General features: G+C 62.7%; 16 protein-coding genes. All 16 read right to left on the bottom strand.

Annotation, left to right across the window (positions count from 1 at the left end; all coding sequences use genetic code 11):
• Positions 1-62 precede the first annotated feature (62 nt).
• The 16 genes from F6V25_RS17400 to F6V25_RS07465 all read right to left on the bottom strand — a co-directional run bounded on the left by F6V25_RS17400 (position 63) and on the right by F6V25_RS07465 (position 22,051).
• Entirely contained in the window at positions 63-8,327 is an 8,265-nt protein-coding gene (locus tag F6V25_RS17400) for a PBECR3 domain-containing polyvalent protein (protein ID WP_151128003.1), read from the bottom strand.
• A complete protein-coding gene (locus tag F6V25_RS07530; RefSeq protein WP_151128002.1) occupies positions 8,327-10,111 on the bottom strand; it encodes a hypothetical protein in 1,785 nt (594 codons plus the stop codon). Before F6V25_RS07530 ends, F6V25_RS17400 begins: the two co-directional genes overlap by 1 nt.
• Positions 10,111-10,299: a hypothetical protein gene (locus tag F6V25_RS07525; RefSeq protein ID WP_151128001.1), complete on the bottom strand. Its 189-nt coding sequence runs from the start codon at positions 10,297-10,299 to the stop codon at positions 10,111-10,113. The genes F6V25_RS07530 and F6V25_RS07525 overlap by 1 nt, the downstream gene beginning before the upstream one ends.
• On the bottom strand, positions 10,296-10,922 hold the full coding sequence (locus F6V25_RS07520) for a hypothetical protein (RefSeq protein ID WP_151128000.1): 627 nt from the start codon (positions 10,920-10,922) through the stop codon (positions 10,296-10,298). Before F6V25_RS07520 ends, F6V25_RS07525 begins: the two co-directional genes overlap by 4 nt.
• Positions 10,923-11,137: 215 nt before the next feature.
• Positions 11,138-11,608 (bottom strand): hypothetical protein, encoded by a 471-nt coding sequence (locus F6V25_RS07515; RefSeq protein ID WP_151127999.1) that lies wholly within the window; start codon positions 11,606-11,608, stop codon positions 11,138-11,140.
• A 1-nt stretch (position 11,609) separates the two neighbouring features.
• Positions 11,610-12,062, bottom strand: a complete 453-nt coding sequence (locus tag F6V25_RS07510) for a GNAT family N-acetyltransferase (RefSeq protein ID WP_151127998.1) — start codon at positions 12,060-12,062, stop codon at positions 11,610-11,612.
• Positions 12,059-12,535 (bottom strand): hypothetical protein, encoded by a 477-nt coding sequence (locus tag F6V25_RS07505; protein ID WP_151127997.1) that lies wholly within the window; start codon positions 12,533-12,535, stop codon positions 12,059-12,061. The genes F6V25_RS07510 and F6V25_RS07505 overlap by 4 nt, the downstream gene beginning before the upstream one ends.
• 162 nt (positions 12,536-12,697) lie before the next feature.
• A complete protein-coding gene (locus F6V25_RS07500; RefSeq protein WP_151127996.1) occupies positions 12,698-15,394 on the bottom strand; it encodes a phage tail protein in 2,697 nt (898 codons plus the stop codon).
• A gap of 137 nt (positions 15,395-15,531) precedes the next feature.
• Complete coding sequence (locus tag F6V25_RS07495; RefSeq protein WP_151127995.1) at positions 15,532-16,422, bottom strand: phage connector family protein; 891 nt, start codon at positions 16,420-16,422, stop codon at positions 15,532-15,534.
• A gap of 135 nt (positions 16,423-16,557) precedes the next feature.
• On the bottom strand, positions 16,558-16,986 hold the full coding sequence (locus tag F6V25_RS07490; RefSeq protein WP_151127994.1) for a Bbp16 family capsid cement protein: 429 nt from the start codon (positions 16,984-16,986) through the stop codon (positions 16,558-16,560).
• 103 nt (positions 16,987-17,089) lie between these two features.
• Entirely contained in the window at positions 17,090-18,082 is a 993-nt protein-coding gene (locus tag F6V25_RS07485) for a major capsid protein (protein ID WP_151127993.1), read from the bottom strand.
• A gap of 135 nt (positions 18,083-18,217) precedes the next feature.
• Positions 18,218-18,916, bottom strand: a complete 699-nt coding sequence (locus tag F6V25_RS07480) for a peptidase (protein WP_151127992.1) — start codon at positions 18,914-18,916, stop codon at positions 18,218-18,220.
• The gene (locus F6V25_RS17550; RefSeq protein WP_476739187.1) at positions 18,897-19,133 is read right to left on the bottom strand and encodes a Bbp19 family protein; all 237 of its coding nucleotides are present in this window, start codon (positions 19,131-19,133) and stop codon (positions 18,897-18,899) included. The genes F6V25_RS07480 and F6V25_RS17550 overlap by 20 nt, the downstream gene beginning before the upstream one ends.
• On the bottom strand, positions 19,043-20,875 hold the full coding sequence (locus tag F6V25_RS07475) for a portal protein (protein WP_151127991.1): 1,833 nt from the start codon (positions 20,873-20,875) through the stop codon (positions 19,043-19,045). Before F6V25_RS07475 ends, F6V25_RS17550 begins: the two co-directional genes overlap by 91 nt.
• Before the next feature lie 208 nt (positions 20,876-21,083).
• On the bottom strand, positions 21,084-21,275 hold the full coding sequence (locus F6V25_RS07470) for a hypothetical protein (RefSeq protein WP_151127990.1): 192 nt from the start codon (positions 21,273-21,275) through the stop codon (positions 21,084-21,086).
• 257 nt (positions 21,276-21,532) lie between these two features.
• Positions 21,533-22,051 carry a hypothetical protein gene (locus F6V25_RS07465; RefSeq protein WP_151127989.1) on the bottom strand — a complete coding sequence of 173 codons (519 nt, stop codon included), beginning with the start codon at positions 22,049-22,051 and terminating at the stop codon, positions 21,533-21,535.
• Positions 22,052-22,263: the final 212 nt, after the last annotated feature.

Below are 22,263 nucleotides of genomic sequence, written 5' to 3'. Positions count from 1 at the left end.
CGAAAACGGCCCAGGCGAACCGTTGCCGTGGAACCTGGCCGTGCAGGCCGTGCTGGATACTGTCATCGTTTGTACCTCCTGTTGTTGAGAATACCCATGGCCAGGCCCCTGGGATAGCTGGGGGCGTAGCCTCCGGCCAGTAGGTCGTCCAGGTACTGGCCGGTGAGGGTCGCCTGAAGTACCGGCCCTCCAGCCCGGATGCCCCCGGCCTGATTCGATTTGGCGGCCACCGTCATTGAGTTGCTTTTGCCGCCGATGGCGTGCAACGTGGCCTGCACTGCTTCATTGGCGCCTTTGCCCGCCTCCGCTAATGCCTGATCTGGCGGTTGTCCCGTGGTTGTCCCCTCCCCATGATTGGCCAGTTCGTCCACATACGGGATGCCGCCAGAAATCCCATGGACCATGCGCGACAGGAACCAGGGGAGGAAGCTGTCGTTCTCCTCGAGTTGACGGTTTTCCAGGACGTCCTTCACAATGCCGGTCGCCACCATGCCGAGGAGGAAGGGCGTGGTGCCATCGGCCCGATTTGCCCCAACTATCTCTTGGTCGGCGCCACGGCGGCCGATGTCGGTCGCGTTGGTGTAGCGCACCATGGCCCTGCCGATGAGCATGGCCAGTTTGTGCGCTTTTGCGGTGCGCTCCGCAGCCGAAAGTTCGCCGGTCCGTCCGGCGTCGGGGGTCATGCGGGACATCGTATCGGCAGAGCGTACCGCCTCCATGCCGTCCATGCCTTTGGCCTGGGCTTCCCGGTAGCCGGAGATCCACACCACCATAGCCGCGGCCTTGGCGGCCCCTGCCCTACTCGCTATGACCCAGTGCTGCACATCGTCCAGCACCATGTCCCTGTCGGCCGGTTCATCGAGCGCCCCGGCCATGGTGCGGTCTATTTCGTGGTCCAGGTGACGCATGTACTCGGAAGCCTCCACGGCGAAACGGTGTACGGCCACAGGATTGCGCATATACTCGAATGCACCGCGCACCACGTGGGTCACATCCAGACGTCGCATGCCCCCGGAGGCAGCTGTCACGATGTCGGCCACCGTGTCGGCCGCCTGCTGGGCGACGATGCTGGCGGCAGCACTGGTGCGCAGCACCCGGCTGGTATTTTCCAACCGGACGGACATGTCGCATCCCAGGGTGTCCCGGTCGAGAGTAGCGGTCACCCAGTCCAGCAGGTTCTTATGGGCCGGTTCCCCCAGGCGGTTCGTGATCGCGGCCTTCACGCCCGTGCGCTTCAACAGCCGGTGGGCCTGGGCGGCGAACGCCCCGAGGGTGATCCGAGTGACGACCCGGTCCAGGTGGCGAACTACGCCGTTCTCCAGGTCCAGGGAGAGCTGCTCCGCGCCCCCCTCCCCTACCCAATCCCGGAGGAACATCCGGGACGGCAGCGCGGCGTCCGCTGACTTCTCCCCGGCAATGGCGTAGCGCGGATCGAATGTGACCGGATAGAAGCCTCCTTCGAGGGTACCGTTGGCGATCTCCAGGGGCCGGGTTTCCATGAAGACCGGCACTGCGCCGGCCTGCCTGCGCAGCAGCGCCTCTACCTCCGGCTTCAGGGATCCAATGACCTTCCAAACCCCGTTCACCACCGCAATCTCATCGGCGCTCAGATACCCAAGGATTTCCTGAAGCGTCTCCGGTGCCAGCTCCCTGGCGCTGTCGTCAGGCCGCAAGCGGATTCCGCCCCGCATCAGCAGGTTCAGGTTGCGCTCATTGCCGCAGTTCAGGGCGATGGCCACGATCTCGTCCTTGGCCAGACTCCCCCCCAGCCCCTCGATGAAGATCCTGCCCTTGCTCCGGTCGATCCTTGTGCCCCTGATCAGGGCAAAGATGGCGGGGAATACCGACTCCCGGACCCGGTTTTGGTAATGAGCGGCATCGTTATAGGGATTCCAGAGGAGGTCGTGCCATGGGCCGGAGGTGGCGTGTCCGTCCATGCGCTCAAAAAGGGCTTCGGGCCGGACGATGGGGATATCGATTTCCGGGACGTGCTCCCGGATCTGGCCGAGAAACGACAGGGGGGAATCATCCGCGCCCCCCGCATCACCGGCGGGGATGGAGGCTTCCAGTTGCTCCACCAGTTGTTTTTCCGCATCCTCGAGCGGAAGCCGAGTCTCACCCTTGCGGGCCGTGTTGACAACAGCCGCGGCATGCTCGATCATATGCAGCGTTGCAGAAACTGAACGCAGTTCATCCATGGTCAGATCCCGGTAGCTCGCCGTCCTGCTCTGTTCGTTCAGGATGGCGGCCGGGATGGGGAGGTCGATCCCCTCGTCCCGCCGCAAGCGGTCAAGGAATTGTCGCAGACTCTCCCGCGGGGCCAACGGCTCGTCGCGCGGCGCGCCGGCCGGGCCGAATCGGGAGAGGAGCGCTTCCACCTGCCCCCGGAAGGGACGAGCACCCGACCCGCGCATCTCAGACCTGGCGGCGGCAGGCATGCGGGCGGCCTCTGCCCGAATTGCATCTACCTCCCCCAGGGCCGTGACCGCCTCGGAGTAGAGGAAATGATTCAGCAACTGGCGGCTCCTGGCAGCGGCCGCCCTGTTGAAGTCCCCCGTGCCGAGTAGGTCGAACGCATCACTGGCCGCCGTGCGCTCTCCGTTCAGGTAGAGGAGCGGGTTGATCGTCCTCACCGGCTTGGCGGCGATCCGTTCTTGCGCCGCCTGCCGGAAGGCCGCCACCGGAGGGACGGCAACGGCAGGGGCATCCTCGCCACCTTTCCTGCGTAGCGCCCCGATCTCGGTCCGCAGTACCCCGGCCCATTGGTCGTTGTGCACCGCCTTCAGCGCCTCGTCGGCCATGCGGCCGTCCCGCATCAGGTCGCCGTGACGCTTCCGCATGCGCGCATCGGCCTCGGCAACAACGAAATCCCCCAGTGGCGGGGCCGCCATCATGGCGCGGATCATCTCGTCGGCCGAACTGAAGCCGTAGCGTTCCGCCACCAGTTCCGGGTGCGCGCCCCCCTGAACGGCGTAGAGGTAGTCCGTGGCGCTCCCCTTGGGCAGCCGTTTCAGGAACTCCTCGCCGTACACCCGCGCCAGCACGGCCCGGTCCAGCTTCAGCCCCGGCGTGGCGTCCCCGGCAAAGTCCCGCCCCTTGATTATCTCCTGCAACGCCCGGTACACCGGCTCGGCCTGGGCCTCGACCGTCACCTCGTCCCGGAGCTTGGCCAGTTCGTCCCGCCACCGCGACGTTTGTTCCCGGCTCTTCTCGGCCATCAGCTTGCGCAGCATCTGCTCCTTTGCCTGTTCGCCGGCCTGTTCGGTTTCTTTCCGGTACGCCCCAAACTCGACCGTGGACATCCCGGCATCCCCGGCCGCGGCAAAGAGCGGCCTCATCTCCTGCGTGCCGCGCATCCGCCCGATCTCGGCGTCGGTGGCCAGCATGCGGTCGAAGACCTCCCGGACCTCGGGAGTCAACGTGGCATGGAGGGCGGTCAGATCCTTGTAGACGCCGATCATCCAGGCTTTCATGCGCTGGAACAGGGAGCGCGTCGCCACACTCGGGGCGCGTCCCTCCATGATGTACGCCTCGAAGGCACGGGCGAGCTTCTCGTGATGTTCCGTCCTGATGTCGCCGCGGGATTCCACCCCGGCGAACGCGAGCAGGGCGGCGTAATCATCCCTGATCTGCCGGGGGGCGTCGGAGCGCTCGGCCAGATCCCCCAGGACCTCGGTGAAGAAGTGGCCGGATTCGTGGATGAAAGTGGAGAGGTCGGCGTCTTTCAAAAGGCCGATCTCGAAAGTGCGGTTAGTGACGAAACGGATGTAACCGCGCTTGACATCTTCGCGGTTTTGATGGAGAATATTTTCATAAAGACCGCTTTGGCCCGACAGATTGCGCATAGGGGAGCCGTTATCGGCTGGATTGGTCTGCGCCCTTTCCCAAAGCGGTTTTTTCTTATCAAAAAAATCACCTCTCGTCACAACCGCTGTTTTCACATCATAATAATCACCATATCTTGAAGGATTGAGTTGCACATAAATTACGGTGTTTTTTGCTGCTTTCTTTGCCAGTAGCAGGTTACCTCTTTCACCTTTGTATATGGCGTCGCAATGAGTGACTACATCATCAACGAGTTTCTCCGCTGAATCATACCCCTCTTTCTGAATCTGTTTTAATCTCTCGGGACGTTCAATATGGGTCTTACCTTCTTTTGCATCACCAGACCTCAGTAATATAGGAGCTGATTGTCTCCTTATAATTTTCCCAATTTCCGGTGTGATCTCCCCAAATACATATCTCCCGTCAGGCGCAGGTACAAAATCGTGAGATACCGGGGCATTACCACCCTGAAAAAACTGTCCCCCCGCCTGAGGCATGCGACCGGTTTTGTCGAAAGAAATTCCGCTCCTGGTTTCGATAACATCGATCAGTGGCGCGCCGAACATGGTGCCGAAGGAGACCATATTCCGCACCGCGCCCAGGCTGCCCGGAAGAGCAGGGATAACCATGATCATTGACGCGCCGTTCCCCTTGTGAAAGGCGGACATGATCGCCGACGACCCTGTCGCGGGGTCGCCGGTTTTCAGCTTGGCCATCTCTGCGACGGACATGGGGACAAAGGAAACCGGCCTAATTTTGGCGTCGGCGATAATGAGCCCGGAAGCGCCGGCCCCAAGCGACCTGGCATAATCAATCGCCTGGTCGATATAGGTAAAGGGCTCCGATGACGGTAATGCGACAATCTCCCGGTCATAGGTAGTTATTTCATGGGTGCGTTCTTTGTCCGTGTTCAATGAACCGAGCGGTATCTTCTTAGTCCTGCCGCCGATCCCCTCGGTCCAAACCGCTCCCCCTTCTTGACCGACGACAATCATCCCGCGTGTTGTAATCCCCGAGCCATCGAGCAACGCGGCCATCTGTGAGGTTGTCTCGCTATCGGCGGGCGACGGCTCAGGGTCGCCGGTCGGATGATTGTGGGCAAACCAGACTTCGGCAACGCCGGGGAAGTCGTGGAGCACCCCAAGGAGATCCCTCGGCGACATGATGGTTTTGTCCAGCGCTCCGGTTGAATGCTGGACAACCCCGAGGACGTTGCCCTTTGCATCGGTCACGATGGCAATAGCCGCCTCTTGCGCCCGTTTGGTAAGGGGGAAGGCGATGTGGGCGGCGTCGGCAGGGGTTTTGATCCTGGTTATTGCAGAATGGAGGACCCCGGTAACGACCTTTTTTACATGATCGTTGTTGGCAGGTTTCGTTGATGCGGTTGCCTTTTCCTGGCCGGTATCAGTATTCAAAATCCGGATATTGACATCACCGGAGGATGGTGCGATACTTTGATCGAGGGTGGAGTTATCCTCATGCAAAGCCTCCGAATGGCCCGCGATTTTGCTCGCGGCACCCCGTTTGGAGGCTTTCCTCGTTTCATGCTCCCGAGCATCAGGGAAAACGTCGTAAAACTTATTTCCTCTCGCATCCTCTCCGATTTCTATTTCCACCTCAAACTGTTTTCCTGCCAATTCTACTTGCGATTCGATGATATAAAATTTGACTATGCCGTCTTTTCTGGGATGGAACGGGAACTCTTCACGGAGATACTCACCACTTTCGATAAGAGGTTTAAGCGCAGGTACGAGTCTCAATTTGTCAGGATTCGCACTATAGGTTTTAATCTCTTGCCGTCCGACTTGAGTAAACCTTATCTCTCCCAAATCTTTACGATTGGCAGTTGTTTTCCCTTGCAGATTATCCTGATACCACTTTGTAGCTGACTTCCTCAGGGAACTGATGTCGTCTCCATGTTCCCCCAGTTCTTTACCAGTCAACACGATTGGCTGCTCTATTTTTTTGCTACCATCTTTCCCACCAAATATTTTAATATTGGCATGATCATCAGTATTTGGAATATTTTGATTACGGGTAGACGGTTCGTCACCTTTTGAAGGCTCTGCACTCCGGGCTTCTGACCCGGGGTACGGAGCCTTCAAATCTGCCCACAACACATCCGTACCGAGCGGTTTTTCCCGCTGATACAGTTCCTTGACCCCATCGGCGGCAAGGTGACTGGCAGCCGGCTGGAGAAGAGCATTGACATCGGATAAATTATTCTCGCCATCGTTTTTGGCCGTAGAGTCCAAGGTAGAAATAATACTTTCTGCACGCGACGTGGCGGGATACTTTCTCATTGAAACAGTTGCAAGTTCTTTTTTTCCAACCCTAACCTCATCTATATACATGGTTGAACCGTCAGGCATTGTCTTTACATAGACAATCACATCTTGATTGCGTTTATTCCTTGCTCCCAAAACGACCTTATCAGGTGTAGCAATAATCTCCGGGATAGAAGTGATATCCTCATTGGTTACCGCAACCAGTCCCCTTTTTTTCTCCGACACTACATCGCCGTGCCTCTTCAAAATATGTCGAATCGCAAATGTATCAATGGAATGGTGATATCCATCTATGTTGACTCCGCTTGAACCGGCTTCAGCAGCAAGCCACGCTTGAACGTTCCCTATTTTTGCCGAGCGGTGTTCGCTCTTTGAGTCGTTTACGGATCTCAGCAAAGGTTCCAGTAACGATTTATTGGTATCTATGCTCTGCCACAACTCTTGCCGATCATTCTGGTGATCGAGCACCTGCTGATTGTCCATGGGCCGGGTCAGTTTGAGATGGTACTGCGAATACAGCTCATACGGATCGACACCGGCACGTGTCCCCAAAACCCGGAAGGCGTTGGCGACCAGGTGGGCGTTATGCTCAGCCGCGCCGCGCTCGGTGCCGATGCCCGTCTGCTGGCCGACCAAGTCGTCATAGACCCTGCGGTACGACTCGGCGCCCTTACCCCCCTCCCGCGACCGGGCAGCCATGCCTTTCAACGCCTCCACGAAGCCGCCGCCCTTGTCGGCGTTTGCCTTCACCGCCTGCACCCGAGCCTCGGCCTCGCGCAGGGAGAGCTCCCCCGGCGACAGCCGGGCATCCTTCACCAGCTCGCCGTACTGTTCCAGCCGGCAGAGTTTCCCGGTGAATTCCCGAAACGGGATCACGATGTCCGCCCCGGTCGCGAGCGCCTCGTCATACGCCCCGGGGTTGGCGAGGGTCTCCCCGGCCACTCGGGCGGGATCGAGCCCGGCGGATCGAAACAGGTCGTTCCACCGCTCCACCGGGACATAGGCGTTGTCGATGCCGGCATGTTCCGCCGCCACATCGCTCAAATGCCGCTGCACCAGCTCGGGGGCGCGGTTATTGGCCTTGCTCTCCCGGACGGCCGTGCCGATCCCGGTAAGCGCATCCGCCCGGCGTGCGGCCCGGTAGCGATCGTAGAACGGCACCAAAGACTCCAGCAGGCCGTCGCCGACCACCGGCCGCCCCGTCTGGAGCGCATGATGGGCGCCGAACAAGAGCCCCATGGCGAGTTCGTGGGCCATGGCCTCGGGGTCGAGCAGGTTGATGGCTCCGGCCTGCCCGGTGTACCCGGCATAGTTCAGCCCGGCTTTCTCCAGGCCGCGGTCGATGGCCCCGAAGGCCGGGTTGAGCGTCGCCCCCCGGACCAGGCTGTTTGCCAGGGACGTGCCCCCGAACGGCAGTTTCGTCATGGCGTAGGCGGTCATGCCGGACTTCATGGCCAGGGCCAGGGAGGTATCCGGGTCAACGCCCCGGGCGGTCAGATTGTCGTACGTGTCGTTGGTCGCCTGACCGGGTATGGCTGCCATGCCGAACCCACCGGACAACACCAGGGGGACCAGCTCTTCGACCGACCGCACCACCTTGCCGCCGAAGGACTGGGACGGGTCGGCGGCGGACTCCTCTTGAATCCGGCTGAACCGGTCATAGAGCTGCGAAGTGAATTCCTTGTAGTAGTCGTCGCCGTTGACCGCATCCACCGCGCCGGCCACCGGGAACGCCAGCCGGGTCGCCAGCTTGCCGAGACCGCCCTGGAGCGCCTGGAAGGGCTTGGTCCCGTACTCCTTCGCGAAGTAATCCGCCTCCGCCCGGTCCCGGTCGGTGCCGAACCGCAACGTGGATATCGGGGCGTTGTTGCGGGGGCCGAAGCCGTTTTTGGCCAGTTCCTCGATCTGGGTGAACGTGCCGATATCGTCGTGGGCCACGGCGGCATTGTCGGGGTTGGCGAAGAACCGGGCGGTAACGGGCGGCATGGCTGCCACGGCGGGGTCGTCGGCCACCGCTTTTCGTTCGGCATCGGCCCGAATCTCCGGGGTGGACCACAGGGGAGGCACCTGCGTATATCCGGCCAGTCTCAAGGAACCGGCGTAGGCATCCGTATTGGTGCCGACAACGTTTTGCAGATTGAGCAGCGCCTGGGTTTTATCCCTGTTCTGGGCGTTTACCTGATCGGCAAAGGTATTCAGATCGTCGAGCGCCATTATTTCCCCCCCTGCGGCGACCGTACCCGCTTGACGCCATAGGCTATCTGGGCTTCCGTCGGCTTGCCGCCTCCCGCCGAGAGTTTCCGGCGCACGAAGGCCCTCAGCGCCGCATCGTCCATGTTTCTGATATCCTGGTCGGTGATTGCACCCACGGGCTTCTCCGCTGCCCAGGGGTAACCGGGCGACGCGATGAAGGCGGCGATGCTCCTGTGGATGATGCCGTCCAGATCAGCCGGCTTGACGTTGTCGTGCAGCAGGGTTATCTCGCCGATGATCTTTTGGAGGAGCAGCGCCCTGTTCCCCTTGGCCTCGGGGGCGTTCCCGGCCAGGCCCCGCAACGCGGGATAGGCCGTGCCGTCCGGGTCCATGCCCCGCAACGCGAGGAGTTTCTCCTGGAGTCGCCCGGCCGCCAATCGGGCATTCGGGAGATCGGCGTTTGCGCCATCCACAAAGCGCACGGCCTCCGGCGTCCGCTCGCCGAGCACCGGCATCATCCGCGCCCCGGCCTGTTCCGGGGTGAGGCGCCCGTATTTCCCGTTCAGATAATCGTCCTGGAACTCCTTCAGTCTGCCCAGGGTGGCGGCGTCATCGCTCAAGGCCGCCTGCGGCTTCCCGGCGCCGTCCTTGAAGTACAGCCCTGCGTACCTCACCATGTTCTCGACCGCGGAATCCGGGATGGAACCCCGCTGTTCCAGCGCCTTGTGGTACACCTGGGAGTAGGTCCCGCCATCCAGGATCAGGCCGTTGACCGCATTGGCCGCCGCCTGCGTCCTCTGTTCGATCTGGGCTCGGTAATCCTGAAACAGTTGGGCGACCTTCGCCTTTGCCAGCAGGGTGGCTTCGTTGCTCAACGTGAAACCGTCGATCCGGGCGTTCGCGTCCGCCGTATCGAAGGGGTCATTGGGGGATTTCGGCGCGTATGCCGCCCAGACCTTCCGCGCAATGCTGCCGGCCTGTATGGAGTTGTCGGCCAAGGCTATCCGGGGGGCCAGTTCTTCCCGTTCCCGCTCGTTCAGCACATCGTAATACGCATCAAAGATGCCCACGGCCGCAGCCAGCTTGCCATCCTCGACCGCCGAATTACCGGCGGTCCCGGCTTGCGTCAGCAATGACCTGATGGCGGTGGCGTGGAGTTGGGACACCACCTTCTTGTCGTATTCCTTGCGCACCGCCTCTTCCATGCCCTGATATTTCGGATAGGTGGCGAGCGCCTGGGCCATGTTCTGCGCGGCCGCCCTGATGGAATCCATGGTGGGGGTATCCGCCACGAGCCCGTATTGGCGGGCCGTGAACGCTTCCATCTTCCGGTCGGCCGCCAGGGTTTCCTGGGCTGCGGAATGGTTCATGACCTGGAGTTCCAGGTCGGGCAGATGCTCGACGAACAACTGGCTGACCATCTGTTTCTGCCCCTCCGTCGCCGCCTTTTCCAGCCACTCGTCCTTCTTTGCCCGGTAGAGGCCGACAACATGATCAACCAGCGGCACGCTGGTGCCGTCATCCAGCTCCACCGCACGGGCATCGGTGCCCTGGGTCTTGAGAGCCCCGTCCGCTCCCGTCAACAGCTCTTTTTTCGTTTCCAGCAGATCCGACAGGGCGTCGATCTTAAAATTCTGGTCCACCGTGCGCCGCATGTCATCGGCCATATCCGCTGCCGACCGGGAAAGCGCCTCCATCCCCCTGGCCAGACCGGAGCCGAACGCCTCGCCCCCCACCGGCGTTGCCTGGGGAGTGGCCACCGGCCCAACCGGGACCGTGGGGGTGTCGTATCTCGGCACGTTCATCAGGTTTCCCTCCTTGTCTCCGCTGCTGCGCACGGCACGGAAGCTCGTTTTCCCTCGCCGAAGGGGTCATAGTCACAGTCATGCCGCACCTCCGGCCAGGGATGGCAGCGGATGGCGGAGAGCGGCGCGTCTTCCGGCGCCACGGCGGTAAAGGGGAAGCAGCGGGCGGCCTCGGGGTGGGAGATCATGGCAGGTATCCCCTGCGCCGGGCCGCCGCCACGGCCGCTTCCACGGCCTTTTGGGAGTTGCCCAGCCCGCTGCGGCCCAGGACGGCGATCAGGTTGGGCACCCGCGCCCCCATCTCGGCCACCACCCGCTGCGCCCCGGCGATGTTCCCGGCGTAATCGGCCCCGTACTTCCGCCGGAGGGCACTCTCCGTGTTCGACCGTTCCCGGAGAATCGCGTCGTCCGACTTTTGGTTGCCCAGAAAGCTCCCCGCCTCGGCCATGACCTCGGCGGCATGCTGACGCCCCACGGAGTACTCGCTGAAGACGGTCCCCAACGTCTGCATGGCGCTGTCGATCTCCCGGGCGCCGGCCAGGTCACCGTTCAGCCGGGCCTCCCGCGCCAAGGGCTCCAGGGCCGGGGCGACGATCGGCTCGAAACTGTCCGGCACGTCGCCCCCCTCGGGGAAGAGGACGCTGGTCCGGTCCGCTCCGCCGCCCCGGCCGGCGGTGTCCGCCTCGTGCGGCTTTGACGCGGCAGGCGCGGCTTCCCCTGGTACGCCGCCGAGAAGCGAGGCGGCCCCTTCATCCGGGACCGTCGGCGCGGCACCTCCGTAGAGGCGTTCCGCAAGGTCGGTGTCGTTCATGGTTTCCGTTCCTTTCCTGCTCAGGGTTGATGCACAACTGTCTGAATCCGTGATGCCGGAACGGCGGAGCGAGCGACATGCCGGAGTCCATCGCCGCCCATGAAGTCCATCCCAACGTAGCCGCCCGCACTCCGCAACGGAGGTGACGCTGCCGGCCATGCCGGGACAGAGGCATGCAAGCGAGAGGAGCCGTTCCGGCGTCACGGATTCAGATGCTACTTCATCTTCGACCCGTAATAGGCCGCGCTCCCCAATCCGCCCAGGATGCTCCCGGCCGCGCCGAAATACCCGGCGGTTCGGGCGGCGTTTCCCTTGAACCGGTCCAGATCGGCCTGGGCATTCAGGCCGGCCGCCTGGCGCTGGGCGTTGTTGACGATCCTGAGGGCATCCAGCTCGCCCGTGCCCGCCGTCTCCGTCTGGATCTCCAGGGGGGTGCCGGTGGAGGCGTCCAGCCCGCCGGACGACATGACCGCATTCTGGCGGGCGGTCATCTGGCGCGTCCTGGCGCGCTGCTCGGCCGCGGCGATGGCCCCCCGCTCATTGGCATCCCGGGCCGCGTTCTCGGCCACCTTGGCGTTGTAATCCGCCGTTTCCCTGGCGTTCTCGCCCGCGGCAACGGCGGAATACGCGCTTACCCCGGCACCTGCAACGGCCATTACCGCCGATATGATTGGGACTGCTGGCATCTCAAACCCCCTTCAGGTACATGCTTTCAAGCTCGAAATATCCCCGGCGCGTCAACAGCGCATCCATTCCCCCGTAAGCGACGTCCTTCTTGGCGCCGGACGCAATGACCGCCGCCCCCCGTGCGACGCACTCCTGTTCGAATGCGGCCAAGAGCCGGAGCGACCGACCGCCCCGGTGCTCCGCATGGACGAACCAGGCGAGTTGCTGCCCCATCAGGACGGACCAGTTCCAGTAGGCCGGGACCACCACGCCGCAGATACCGCCGACGACCGCGCCCCCGCGCTCCATGACCAGGACCACGGACCGCGCCCCGTCACGGACCATCCCGCTCAGCAGATCGGCCACGCTGCCTTCGTCGTAGGGGGCCAGTTCCGCCAGGCGCGTGGAGGCGTGGAAGATCCTGCCCAACGCCGCCATGGCGGGGATATCCTCGGTCGTTGCCGGTCGTATCATCGCACCCCTCCCATTCCGAAACGAAAGAATAGCAGCCCGAACGGCCCGAGCTTCTCCGGCGCCGGACCGATCTCGAACCCCAACCACGCAAGCCAGCGGATGGCCCGTTCATTGCGCGCGTCCACCCGGTTTTCCAGCCGGTCGAAGCGTTCCCGCATCGTTGTGACGCCACCCTGGCAGCGCCGCAGGAACACGAAGGGGTGCTCGTCCAGGTGGCGCGTGCCCACCATCCAGGGGCGCCCCACGTTGCCCAGGATGGACGAGGGCACCACCCCGAACATGCAAACCGGCCGGTCCGCCATCAACCCGGTCCAGGCCATGGTGGAACGTTCCAGGGCGCGGGCCATGCCCTCGGCCGGGGTCAGGCGGGCCGCGGCCCACAGCTCGGCCCGGTCCGCCGCACGCACATGCTCCGCGATGGCCGGGATATGGCAGGCCCCGGCCGGAACTATTTCAGTCTTTGCTTTTGGCATGCGTCGCATCGCACTTTCCCTGCAATTTGGCAAAACTCGTCTCAATCTCCCGCAGTCTCGAAAACAGTTCCGACTGGTTTCTGTCTATTTTGACCAGTACATACGCCCCGCCCACGCTCAGACAGATCTTGACGATTTCCCAAACCTCAGTCGGTATATTCATCAGTTCCCCCCCAGGGCCACGTCCGGGATCAGGGCCAGGATGGCCAGGGGGAGCGGGTCGGCCTGGCGCACCGTGATGGCGCCGTTCTTGTCCCAGGCCCCCGGGATCAGCACCTCGAAGGTGCCGGTGACCGCGGGGGCGGCCCCGCCGTCCAGGGGGACCGTGCCCTTGTGCTCCCGCAGGTGGGCCGCATCCGGGCCGACCATGATCCCGCGCGAGGCCTCGCAGACCAGGGTGACCTTGGTGATGAGCTTCTTGCTGTCCAGGATGTTCTGCCCCGGCACCGTAAGGTTGAGGGTGCCGACCTCGGCGGTGATGGGGAGCCCCGCGTGCACCACCGCGGCGTGGTAGTCCAGGGTGACCGAGCCCATGCGGACCGTCCGCGGGGCGTGCACGTTGCCGTCCGCCAGGATGGCGACCGTCTGCCCCTCCAGGTGCCCGAGCCCGGCGAACACGTTGCGCTCCAGGGACCACGCCGTGAAGGGGGTGGCGCGGAACGGGGCCGGGATGGCCCGGTCCGGCGCTACCGACACCAGGGAGGGGCTGGTGAAGGCCGTGATCGTCAGCTTGCAGACCGTGCCGTCATGGGTGAAGGACACCTTGTCACCCACGTCTTCGGCGGTAAAGAACGCCGTCGATGCGGTGAGCGACAGGCTTTCCGTTTCGTCCCACCCTACCCCGCCCGAGATGGTCATGGTGGTTGCGGACCGGTTCCGGCCGTCGTAGGTCAGGCCGGAATCCACGAAAAAGGCGTCCCTGATGCTGGCGAACGAGCGCGTTTCCAGCTTCTCCACGTAGCGCTTCACCACCCCGCCGATGACGCGCCTGACGATGAAGAACACGGAATCCTCCCTGCCGCCGCTCACGCTGCACACCGACTCGAAAGAGCCGTTGACGGAGTCGTGGCGGTGCCACCCGGCGATCTCCTGCTCCTGTAGGTAGGTGAAGCCGATGAGCGAGCCGTCGTCCTGCACGGCCCAGACGCAGGAGCAGGGGAGGCATTGATAGGCCCACGCCACGATCTCCTTCCCCCGGAAGAGGTGGGCCGACATGACGGTCAGGTCCTTGCCGATGTAGGCGTCGTCCTGGAAGGAATAGCCGATCCCCCGGACCTGGGAGCCGCCCGCCTGCACGTACAGGGCGCTGGAACCGATGGCGACCGGGGGAACGTGTGCGGAGCCGTAGGCCCCCTGGCGCTTGGTGTTGGCGCTGGCCGGGGTCAGCACCCCGTCCTGTGATCCCTTGAGGGTCCAGACCCCGTCCGAGGTCATGAGCAACAGCTCGGTCAGCTCGACGATGTGGCGGATCTCGTTGACCTGGCGGCTGGCGATGGTGAAGGTGAACGCGTCGTCGTCCAGGATCGGGACCCCGGCGCCGAAGTCCCGGTACCCCTGGGTCCGGCTCCCCCAGAGGGTCTGGGGCTGGCCCCCGCTCCCCGCGAAGATCTGGCGCTGCTGGTAGTAGGCGGCCGCTCCCGGGTAACCGTCGTCCCGGTTCCAGGCCTCGAAGGCCCACTTGTAGGAGGGGGTGGGAGCGGTCGAAAGATTGGCGGTCCCCCCGCCGGTATAGGACCCGCCGGTCGTCATGTCGGGAATGACGAAAACGTTGGCCTGGTCGGCGGGGACGATGGCGAAGGTGCCGTTCGCCTCCGGTATGCCCTCCACCCCGGTGATGGTGACCGAGGCCCGGTTGGGGAAGCCGTGGGCCCGGGAGCACTGGACCCAGAATGCCGGAGCGACTTTGTCCCCGATATAGGGCGACAGCACGATATTCGTGATGCCGACCGCCCCGGTGTCGGCCATGACATTCGCGGGGAGCGTCTTCACCACCGTGGCCCCGGCGCTCCGGGCGCTCGTCACCGCATCGATCCTGACGATGCCGAACCCGGAATGGAGATAGAGCCAGTTGACCCCCGGGTCGCCGTCGCACTCGGTCCCCTCGGTGGCGGACGGCCTCACCGTGCCGGTGGTCCCCCCGGTCAGCGCCTTGTAGTAGTTGGCCCCCGCCCTCCTGATATCGTTGATGGCAATGGCCTTCTGCACCTCCCACTTCCTGGTCGAGTTGTCGGGGGACTGCTCGAGGTACATCATCTGCCCGGCGTGGGACGCGGTGAAGAGGTCCGACGACGCCGTGAGCGTAATGGCGCCGTTCGTGCCGGAGGCGGTTATGGTGACGCTTTCGTCGCTATTGAGGTCCCGGAACGGCCCGTTGACGTTGACGAACTCGTCCAGGCGCCAATCCGCATGGCCGAGCCGGGACAGCTGCCGTTGCCGGTAATTCGGGTGGCACAGGGTCATGACGTCGGCGGATTGGGTGTATTTGAGCAGCGGGAGATCGTCCGTTCCCCAGGGGGTGACGATCTCATACGGCTGGCCGGCCTGGAGATGGCCCGCAGGGAAAACGACCTGTGCCCCCGTGTCCCCCATGAACACGCGCAGGGAGTGGTCGCCGAACTCCAGGGCGTAACTCTGCGCAGCTGAGAACTGGAAGGGGATGAGCCGGGAGCGCGTGGAGCTGTCCCTGACCTCGCCCAGCATGCGGGTGCCGGGGCGGTTGGCCACCCCGCCGTACTGCATGACCATGAAATTGCGGCAGGTCTTGAGCCCGGTCAGGTAGCGGGCCAGGTCCACGCGCCCGTACAGGGACGGCGCCAGTTCTCCGGCGGTGAATGCGGTTTGGGGGATGCCCGTGCCCATGCTTAGCTCCTTAGAGGCGTGAATGGTGGAACCTTAAAGACGTGAATGGTGAATAGTGAATGGTGAAACCTTGGAATCGCCTTTATTCACGATTCACCATTCACTATTCACGTTTTGCGATTCACACTTCACGGTTTCTACCTTCTCGCCCTGATGAAATCGCTCTCCGGCCCGTCGCCGGTCCGTTCCTCGTTCAGGGCGTCGGCCCCCGCCTCCAGCAGGGCCTGGGCGTACATCCTCTGGGCCAGCTGCGCCCGGTTCATGTCCGTGGTCAGGGGGATGGCGATCTCCGCCGCCAGGGCCCACGCCAGGGCCGAGGTGAAGGATGCGGGGAACAGGGCGACGTCGGTGATCCGGGCGGTGTATTCGGCCTCGGCCAGTTCCAGGTCGGTGAGGATGGCCCTGGCGGCGCTCGCCTCCGCCTCCCCGATCTCGAAGGGGACCGGCGCGCCCGCGCCCCGCCCCCGCTCCCCGTCCGGCACGAGCCGCCGCACCTTCAGGCAGTCGGAGGGGTAGTGGTAGCGGTACCGCCAGCAGGAGGGGGGCGACCCCAGCTCCTGAAGCCGCGCGTACCTGCGGGCAAAGGGCCAGGGCCAGGCCTGGAGCACCCGGTCCCGCACCGGCACGTAGAAGAGGTTGCAGACGTTCGCCTGCTGGCTCGCCTCCCCCACGGACTCGATAAACAGGGTCACCCCGCAGCGCGCCAGGGCCATGTTGCAGATCGCCACCTCGGAGATGCTCGCCGACAGGTATTCCACCACGTACAGGCAGTTGATGCCCGGATCGGCGCCAAGGGCCTGGGCCATGACCACCAGTTCCCCCAGGGTGTCGCAGTCGGACGCCGCCAGGTCGATGTTGTACCAGCCCAGGCCCCGCTCCGTGACCACCGGGGAGGTGGCAACAAAACCGCCGCCGTTCTTGGAGACCGCGACCGTCAGGGTCAGGCCGGTTTTCCCGGAGACATGGTCGATGGCATCGATCATGCGCACCATGATGCTGGTGGCCGTGTTGAGCTGTATGTCGTGCATGGGGGCCTCCGTGGAAGATCCCCCCTCCCTTGACGGGAGGGGGTCAGGGGGTGGGTGAAGCTGCCACATGCTCATGCCATGGCAACCTCCCCCCCACCCTAGCCCTCCCCCGCAAGGGTGGAGGTAACTTTTTTACTAGCCGACCACAAAGCCGCTTGCGTAGGTGGTATTGTCCGGCGCATCCGAACAGATCCAGGCCGAGAAGTCCCCGGCGGTGAGCGGCCCGGTGGCGACCAGGTAGTTCAGGGCCAGGTACTGCTTGAAGGCCGCCGAGGGGAGTTTGAACTTCAGGGCGCTGTTCCCTCCCAGGGAAGCCTTGGGGATGGCGCCGGAATCCAGCACCGTGACGGCCGTGCCCATGGCGGAGCTGCTGTCGGTCTGCAGCTGGAAGTTGACCGTGGCGGCCCCGGCAGCCTGAGCCGCGGCGCCGACCCGGATGTAGAGGAACAGGTCTTCCCCGGCGCCGATGTTGCGGGCCGTTGCGATGTCGATCACATTGGCAGACAGGGCCGTGGTCGTAACGGCCTGGGCCAGGCTGAGTTCAAGGGTCTTGTCGAGAATCATGTGAAGCTCCTTTCTAAAACCGTGAATGGTGAACGGTGAATCGTGAATGGTGAAATCTTGGAATCGCCTTTATTCACGATTCACGTTTCACAATTCACGGGTTTTATGCCACCGCCGTCTCGGTCAGGGACAACTGGTCGCAGGTCTTGATGGGGATGCCCATGAAGGTGGTCTTGAACTGCTCCGCCGCCTCCCGGATGGCCAGGACGTTGGACGACTTGGCCAGGGCCTGGATGTCCAGCATCTCCCGCACGGTGCGGTTGGCGTAGAACACCGGCCTCCCCATGGTCAAAAACGGGATGCGGTGGATCGCCTTGATCATCAGCTTGATCACGTCGGCGGCCGAGGTCTCGGTGACCAGGTTACTGACGTCCACGTTGCAGATGCGCACGGCATAGCGCCAATCCTTGACCACCAGGCCGTTCTTCCACTGCCACCAGTCCTTGTAGGCCCGGTAGAAGCCGCCGTTGGCGTCGGTCACGTCCTGGAGACCCAGGTCGTCGTGCTGCAACCCGGCCTTGCTCCCCTTGGGGTAGATGCCGAAGACGGAGTTCTCGCCCCACACCACGAGCCAGATGGAGGTGTTGTCGGAGCCGGTGCCGCCGCCGCTGATGACGTTCTGGGAGACCGGCACGGCGGTGGAGAGGGTGTTGTAGCGGGGGGTAAGGCCGTTGAAGCGCTCCGGGTTCAGGGACGAATCGCCGTAGAACAGGGTCTGGGCCATGGTCTGGTTCATGGCCTCCACCTCGGCCACCCCTTCGGAGAGGCGGAAGGCGGCGGTGTTGCCGTTCAGCTCGGCCACGTCCTTGTCCACGTGGTTCCGGGCCTCCAGCATGCCGCAGGTGTCAACCACCGGGGTGCGGGTGGATTTGGACGGCTGGACCCCTTCGTACAGCTTGCGCCAGGTGGCCGAGGGGAGGCCGGTGCGGATCACGGAGCGGTGCCCGGTTTCCAGGTTGGATTCCTTGAAGGGCATGTCCTCCAGGATGGAGTTGGTCTGGTTGAGCAGTTCCGCGACGGCGGCCACCTTGCCGTCGGGATCGAGGCTGTTGGCCACATCGATGAGGGTTGCCCCCTTGTTGCCGATAACTGCCATGGTGATGCTCTCCTTTCATTTCAGGGAATGGCGGTGCTGACTGGTTGCAATACTGGCTATTTTCCGGGAGTTATGGGAACGATAGGGTCCCATGATTTCCCCCCGCAGGGTCGCCCCGGCATTTTCGAGCTGCGGTCATTCCCCGCCGCCGTACAGCCGGTCGGCCACGCTCCGTTTGCCGCCGCCGGGACGGCTGCCGGGGAGGACGATGCTGTCCTCGCGCATGGCGTTCCCCATGCGGACCATGAGGCGGATCAGTTCCGGGTGATTGCCCAGGCCGAACCGGTTGAGGGCCGCCGTGAGCTCGGGGGTGCCGAAGGTGTTGAGCGCCCGCTGGGCCACCTCCACGTTGTGGGCGAACCGTTCGCCGCCGATCTCCCGGTCCGCCCGGGCCGCATCGGCCCATCCCGTGACGATGCCGTTCCAGGCTTCCAGGCGCCGCGCCTCCATGCGGGGATGGACCTGGGTGAGGAGCCGGTCGAAGAGGAGCTGCGCCTTTTCCTGGGGCAGCCCCATCTCTTGGGCGACCGGCTTGAAGGCCTCCAGCGCCTCGGCCACCAACTCCATCTCCTGGGCCTCCGCCGGGATGGTGAACTCCCCGTACTCCTCCGGCGCTCCCGCCGCATCCGCGCCGGGGGCAGGTTCCCGCTCCCCTGCCGTATCGTCGGCCTCGTGCCCTTCCGGGGCAGCCTCCTCCGCAGCGGCTCCCGCTCCGGGAGCGGGCGCGCCTTCGGGCGGGGCGTCTCCCGCCCCTGCGGCCCCGGCCTCCCCTGCCGCCCCCATGAGCAGGAACAGCGGGGACAGCGCAATCCTTCTAAGCCATGTGTCGAGCATCTTCATCCTCCTGATCTCCAGGCCCCTTGCCAAGGCGCATCATGTCGATGTACTTCTCCGGGCAGGCGGCCATGATTGCCCCCACCACCCTAAGCCCCACATTGCGCTGACCTTCGTTCATGGCCATCACCAACGGATCGGTGGAGAACGACGACCGGAACACCCCGCTTTGGGTGAGGAGCCGCCAGAGAAAGCGCCGCCCGGCCGGGATGGACATGAGGCTGTCCAGGTCCAGGAGTTCCTGTTTCCTGCCCTTTGGCTGTGCCATTGCCGTTTCCTTGCATGTGGTAGGGGCGATGCCGTAAAACCGGGCGAGCCGTTGGTATCGCCCACGCCGGTCTCGCTCAGGGTCTTGGCCGCCTGCGCCGCATCCGCCATGGCCGGGGCGGCCGCCGCCATCTGCTGCGCCTGCTGGGCCTTGGCCTTCTGGGTCCGCAGCCCCTTCACCGCGTCGGCGGAATTGATCACGTTGGGCGGCACCCCGTGCATGCTGGCGTACTCGTCGATGGCCGCGTCGATGTTCAGCTTGTCCACGGCGCCCGCATCCATCCGGGCCAGGTTGCCGATGTACCCCGCCACCCGCTCCATGTTGGCCGTGCCGATCAGCTTCTGGGCCTGGGCCATGACGCTGATGTACTCGATCTTCAACGCCTGCCCCTGCAACTCCCGGGGCGGTGTGGGGATCATCCCCCGGCGCAGCATGATGGCGAAGGTCCGGTCGATGGCCGGGTCGTACAACTCCTCGCCGAAGCGCTCCATGGTCGGGCCGAGCACCAGCAGCTTCTCCTGGTGGCGCTCCTCCACCTCCCGGGCCGTCACGTTGGAGGCATCGGACAGGGCGAACATCTGCATCAGGTCCTCGAAGAAGATCGTGCGGATCTCCCGCTTGATGGCTTCGATGTCGGCGCGGATCTCGCCGATGTTGGGGTTGAACTGGTAGGCCGGGCGGAGCCCCGCGTGCTGCTGAGCCCCCAGGTTGTCGATATAGGTCACGTCCCCCGGCAGGATGGAGGTGCGCTGGGTGCGCAACGACGCATCGGCCAGCATGGGGGGGCGCACCAGCTTGTCCAGCGCCTCGGCCTTGCGCTTCTCGCAGAATTGCAGCCCCTTCACCAGCCCCAGGGCGTCCATGCCGGGGGAATAGCCGTACACGTCGTCCCCCTCCACGTCCCAGCGGGGGGCCATGACCGGGAACTCGTCGAAGCCCGACTCCCGCAGCAGCCGGTCGTCGCTCCCCCCGGCCTCGTAGTAGATGGAGCGGAACGGCTTGTCCTTGGCGTTCATCCTGGCGCAGTCGCGCCCCTGGTTCGGCTCGATGGCGTGGACGACCTCCACCGGCTGCTCGTAGGAGCCCCGGTCCCACAGGGTTTTGATGGTGCTGGAGACATGGTCGTGGCCGAACTGCTGCACCACTTGGCGCACGGTCATGGGAAATTCGCGGTACAGAGTGTCGCAGCGGAGTTTGCCGGAGAGGGCGATCATGAACGACCCCACCGGGAAGGGGTAGCAGCGGATCACGGTCTCGTCGTCCTCCAGGATCGCCAGGGCCGCCGTGCCGTGGCCCGCCGCCGCGCCGTAGATCTGGGGCATGACGTTGTAGAAGTTGGAACGGGAGAACACGATGCGCATCTTGTTCTCCACGTCGAAGAGCCACTGCTTGACCGCGCTGGAAGCCATCATGTCCACGTCGTCCGTGGTCAGGCGGAACCAGGGGCGGGCCTGGGAGGTCATGCCGGCGTGCATGCCGGACTTGAGGGTGCGCAGGGCCGTGGTGGCGCAGGAATTGATGATCTTGTCGTTGGCCTTGACCCCTTTGTTGCGGTCGATGACCAGATAGCGGCCGGTGCGGGGGGAGAGGAAATCAGTGAGCTCCCGCCAATGGGGGATAAAGGAACTCCGCTCCTGTTTCAGCTCATTAAGCCGCCTGGAGACCTGCTCGCGTACCGATTCTTCAGCCATGGAAATGCGCTCCTGTCGTCGCGACGGTGCTTACTAACAAAAAGACTAATCTGCCACAGAGACACGGAGACACAGAGGAAACCAGAAACAAGGCATACAAAAAACAACGACGATTCTTGATTATGGTTTTACCCCAACAAGTCTTTCGCCTTTCTCAGTGTCTCCGTGTCTCTGTGGCGGATGTTGATTTTCTCTCTGACTTTTACGTTTACTGCCCCAACAAGGTCTTGCCGACCGTGGGCGCCGGTGCGGTCACCCCCTGCGCTCCGGTCAGGATCGTGTTGCTGGCCGCCTGCCTCCGGCGCAGGCGTTCCGCATCCCTGGCCGCCACCACCCCGGCATCCTGCTCTTCCGGCGCCGGGGTCACCGCCGGCGCGCTGGGCGCTCCTCCTCCACACATATTCGGCCTCCCGTGACGTGGTGTGTTTCGTAGGGCCATCAAAACAAAAAAACGGGATTGCGTCCATGCCGCAACCCCGGTGTCTTTCCCCAAAAGTGCATGGGATGGGTGAGAGTCGAATTTTTTATTTACATCAGGTTTCGGGAAACAAGAAAGGCGGCCGATTGGCCGCCTTGTGGACTGGGTATCCTGTCTTTGAAATTTCCCTGCTATCTAAAAACCGGTGAGAACCACTTGCTGATGTTGTGTGCTTTCAGTTAAATATCCTTTTGATCTTGATCATTTATCAACTCAATACCCCAAAGGCGAAGCTCGTCGTTTTCTCTTCGAGTCACAAATAAAACAAGATAGGTCTTTTGGTTTCCTGATATTAAATACCTGCTGATGAATATTTCATATAGTTCGTATTGATTCTTAAAATTCCACTCATCAAGCCAAAAAGACATTCCATGTAGCTTCTGAATAGCATAATTATTTTGCAGTCCATATTTATTTTTTAGGCTAAGTATTGAAGTTTTGAGTTCATCTGGTTTGATGAGCTTTCTCATTTCGCCAGATGATAATGTCATTAATTTTTCTGTGTTACCCTCAAGAAAAGCTTTAGTACAATTCTCCCCAAATGCGTTGAGATCCTTCTCATATTTACTGTTTATGGGCCTATAGACAGCGATATCTCCTTGATTCTTGTTAACAGTTGCGCCAAAATAATTTTGGCTTACGCAACCACTTACACATGTGACCGCAATTGATATAAGAACGACACAAATAAACTTCATAGGTGGTGCTCCATCTCTTTAAAAGTTAAAGAGTTATAAGGGTGTCAGACCTACACATTTTATATGTGTCAATTGTGTAGGTCTGATAATCATATAAAAGGCACCTCCTGAATTATCGAGGAGGTTCAAACTTCCTGATATGCTTTTAAGAGTCCAATCTTCTAAGCTCAGGAGGTGCCTTATGAAACTGTACTGCGGAATCGATCTTCATT

It is taken from the genome of Oryzomonas japonica (genome assembly GCF_008802365.1).
GTDB classification, from domain to species: domain Bacteria; phylum Desulfobacterota; class Desulfuromonadia; order Geobacterales; family Pseudopelobacteraceae; genus Oryzomonas; species Oryzomonas japonica.
The sequence above is the reverse complement of the archived record's forward strand: the minus strand, read 5'-3'. Positions and strand labels throughout refer to the sequence as shown.